Consider the following 3668-nt stretch of genomic DNA (forward strand, 5'->3'; position numbering starts at 1 on the left):
ACTCATTGACAGCCAACATCTGTAAAATGTCGTGGGGTGTTGAGGATCTAGTAAACGAACTATGAGTGCCATTTTTGTCCAGGGGAGCGCCCCAGGGGTGTGGGGTGTGGGGTATAAATAACAACTTTAGTTCTGAGTAACAGCCACGTTTAAAAAAAGAATTATACCGAGCGGAAAGTGCCACGAGGTATAAAGCGTCCACAGCCACTCGTCCCACGTTTTTAAGCGTGGGTTCCCTACACCCCACACCCTACCCCCTACACCCTCTGAATTGAAATTGTTTGTACGGACAATTCATGAATTGTCCCTACGCCATTTCCACTTTTATGTCTATTTTGAAAGTGTGACAAATGTATCTTCTGCATATGCGCTTAAGGGTAGAAAGCGATCGCCATTCCATTCCCCAAATATTCCAACCGCATGTCCACCGCTGAGTGCTAATAATTGCCATGTTTGTTCAGACCTAATTCCAATTGTTGATAGCATATATCCATCGGCATCACGCACACCGCGACAGCTACCATCATCATTAAACACAGGAATTACAGCTTGTAACGCTACAGGAAACTGCTCGATCCAAGGATTGCGTGCCAAGGCTTTGGCGTAAGCTTGCATCATGTTAGGAATGCTACTATATCCCGGCATTTTGTCTACTGGATCTGCTGGGTTATGAACGATTTTAACTAGCGATCGCAACGGATAAGCACTCTCGAAAAATACTAACTCTGCATCTATACTAGTTCCTGGAATCAAGCTAGTATCTAATGGTTGACTGCCATAAGCAAAGTTAAGAATTAATGCTGCTTGTTGACTTTGTTCGCCCCATAACCAAGAAATTTGCGATCGCAGTTTATCTTCTTCGGTGACACGTTGACCTAATATTAACCAGCGATCGCGCACACCGACTTTTGTTAATAATTCTTCTTGATTTTGCGTCCAACCTATTTGGGTACGGATGTCTGCTTGCATTTCGGCTGGGAAAGTTTCCAAACGTTTGAAGCCGGAAATCAACAAATAAACACGTCCCAACTGTGTCAACAGCCTTTCTTCCCAGCCGATACCAGAATGTGGTATACTCCCTATCTCACGCAGCATACGAGCAACCCCCGGCGCTTGAGCATCAACAAGCCGCGCTGCTGCGGTATCCCAAAAGCTGTAAGGTTGTCCTTGGGCTACAGCTAACCCCTGACGTACCAAATCCCGCAACCAAAGTTCTAAATCCTGCATTCCCGCAGTTACTTTGTTGTAGCGCATCTCGGCACGCTTTGCTTGAGCGGCTGTATCAACTACTTTCTTTGTGGATTCAGTTTTATTGTCTGGTTTATGTTTGGGTGTATCAAGGCTCGTCTTTTGTGGCGTTTTTGTAAAAGCGTCTTTTTGATCGGCAAAAAGTAAAAACAAACCGATTGCGTGTTTACACGGTTGTTTGTGACTGGGACAGGTACATTTAAAAGCAAGTTCTGTAATATCAATCTGTGTTCGGTAAGTATTACTACCGCTACCTTGACACTCACCCCAAATAGCTTGCTGGTTGTAACCCAACGACAACCATAAAGAGCGCACCGCTAAAGCTTGAGCATTTTTAGCGGAACTGGTATCCGGTGCTAGCGCTAGAATTTGTTTGTGAGTCCAGATTGGAGACATGAGTATTGTTGCTGAGAAAGTCAAAAGTCAATAGTCCAAAGTCCAAAGTCCAAAGTCCAAAGTCAAAAGTCAAAAGTCAAAAGTCTATTGACCCTTGACCCTTGACCATTGACTCTTGACCATTAAATCTTCTTTTCGTTATCGGTGGTGAATTCTCTTGGTTCATAATAACGGCAACCTTCACAAGGTCCTGACGGATTGACAGCACAGCGTACATAGCCAGATTTAGCATTATATCGGCAGCTGATGTCACCGATGAGATAGCCGACTCCTTCGAGATAATAGCGATCGCTTAAATTAAGTCGAGATTGCCCTAGTTGCGTTCTGGGACTCATAGCAGCTTGTCTCATTTGCCTTTCTCTTTGCATATGACTTTTACGGATCATCCACAAAGAGAACAGTGACGGTAACAAACCAACGGCAATAATCAAGAAAATGTTCACCTTATCTTTACTTGTTTTTAGGTTATATTTTCAAATCGTAAAACACTTGCAACAATCCAGAGTCGTAGGTTTTAACATCTTTCAACTTGAGTGTTGTTTCGATTTGACAGCGAGCAATCAGGGGAATACCATCCCCTAAAATAATTGGGTGAATTGAGAGAATCAATTCATCGAGTAAATCGTGTTTTAGGAAATAATGAATTATCTGCGCTCCCCCAACTAACCAGATATCACCACCGCTTGATTGACGCAACCTGTTGATGAAGCTTTTCAAATCACCACCCACAAATTCTACATTGTTATCTTTTTCGCCTTGCAGAATTTGTGAGAAAACAAAACCTTTTTTACCTTTGTATGGGTATTCTCCAAAACCCAGGATTTGCTGATACGTCTTATTACCCATGAGTACCGTGTCAATTTGAGCAAAAAACTCAGCATAACCGTAGTCAGAATCGGTGAATAGCCAATCTACCTCTCCTGATGTTCGCGCAATATAGCCGTCAAGACTAGAAGCAATAAACAATCTTATTTTTCGCATACAGAAGTGTTGCAAACTTCTAAGAGGATGTTTGTTAAGTCATAAGGTGCGGTCAACGCAAGTGTAACGCACCATATTTTTGTTTGCAGCGCGTGACGCTCAAACCAAGGTAAAAATCTTTAACTTTATTTATAAAAATTATTTAAATTCAATATTAAGTCATTATTTAATAATTTTTCCGCCATCTTTCCAGCTTATCGATAGAAATTGATTTAGTTACGACATTAACATCATTTCCTCGCCAATCAATTTCTGAATCTGTCGTAAAAACACCACACTTTAATTGTTCTAATTCAATATTCCAATAGTGGCTAAATCTATTTTTTAAAGTGATAACTTGTTCAAACACTTTATTTCTGTGTTTATTTCTTCTTTTTCTTTCGGTTGCACCTGTTGCTTCTGTATCAATAAATTTAGTTTCGATAATAAATAAATTACCAGTATATGTTAAATAAACAAAATCACACTTGCCTAAATCTGTATAATCAGAAATTGGAGACTTTTCAAATAAAAGTAGTTCTGAACATAAAGGAAATAAATCTTTAATATTCAAAAATAAATACGCTTGTAATAGAAGTTCTTTGTCATAAGGAAAGACAACAACTCCCTGAAAAAATCTTTTAATATCTTCCTGAGTTTGAGGCTGAATTTGTTTACAATAATAAACAAATTTACTTAGCTCATTTGCGGTCATCAAGTTTTTTTTGCTCCTTCCCCTGGTTGCCGCTATATAGTCACGGCATTAAAAAATACCATTTTCTCAAGGTAATTATCATCGGGATAAGTAACTAAAAAAACGAGTGATTGCTGAATAAACTACGTAAAATTACTGTTAATAGAGCAATGAAAGGGGAGTGGGGAGATGGGGGGATGGGGGGATGGGGAGATGGGGAGATGGGGAGATGGGGGGACAAGGGGAGAAATATTTCTTCTTTCTTACCCTTTCCCCTTTCACGGCAGGTGCTACAACGGGGCGGCACGTTTTGGGGGGAAGCTTCCCCCCAAAAGCTGCCTTGGGAACCCCCGCAACGCACTGCCTCCCC

General features: G+C 40.9%; 4 protein-coding genes. All 4 read right to left on the reverse strand.

All coding sequences use genetic code 11. From position 1 onward, the window contains the following. Positions 1-330: 330 nt before the first annotated feature. Positions 331-1644, reverse strand: coding sequence for an SWIM zinc finger family protein (locus PI95_RS34830; protein WP_039752316.1), 1314 nt, complete (start codon positions 1642-1644; stop codon positions 331-333). A gap of 122 nt (positions 1645-1766) precedes the next feature. Then, entirely contained in the window at positions 1767-2087 is a 321-nt protein-coding gene (locus PI95_RS34835; protein WP_336507663.1) for a DUF6464 family protein, read from the reverse strand. Positions 2088-2109: 22 nt separating this feature from the next. Beyond that, a complete protein-coding gene (locus PI95_RS34840; RefSeq protein WP_039752317.1) occupies positions 2110-2625 on the reverse strand; it encodes a dihydrofolate reductase family protein in 516 nt (171 codons plus the stop codon). A 166-nt stretch (positions 2626-2791) separates the two neighbouring features. Continuing rightward, on the reverse strand, positions 2792-3319 hold the full coding sequence (locus tag PI95_RS34845; RefSeq protein WP_039752319.1) for a hypothetical protein: 528 nt from the start codon (positions 3317-3319) through the stop codon (positions 2792-2794). Between the last annotated feature and the right edge of the window lie 349 nt (positions 3320-3668).

This window comes from Hassallia byssoidea VB512170, assembly GCF_000817785.2.
Taxonomy (GTDB): Bacteria; Cyanobacteriota; Cyanobacteriia; order Cyanobacteriales; family Nostocaceae; genus Hassallia; species Hassallia carrinoi.

Coding starts and splice junctions, on each gene's coding strand:
- PI95_RS34830 (WP_039752316.1), bottom strand. CDS start 1,644: ATGTCTCCAATCTGGACTCACAAACAAATTCTAGCGCTAGCACCGGAT.
- PI95_RS34840 (WP_039752317.1), bottom strand. CDS start 2,625: ATGCGAAAAATAAGATTGTTTATTGCTTCTAGTCTTGACGGCTATATT.
- PI95_RS34845 (WP_039752319.1), bottom strand. CDS start 3,319: ATGACCGCAAATGAGCTAAGTAAATTTGTTTATTATTGTAAACAAATT.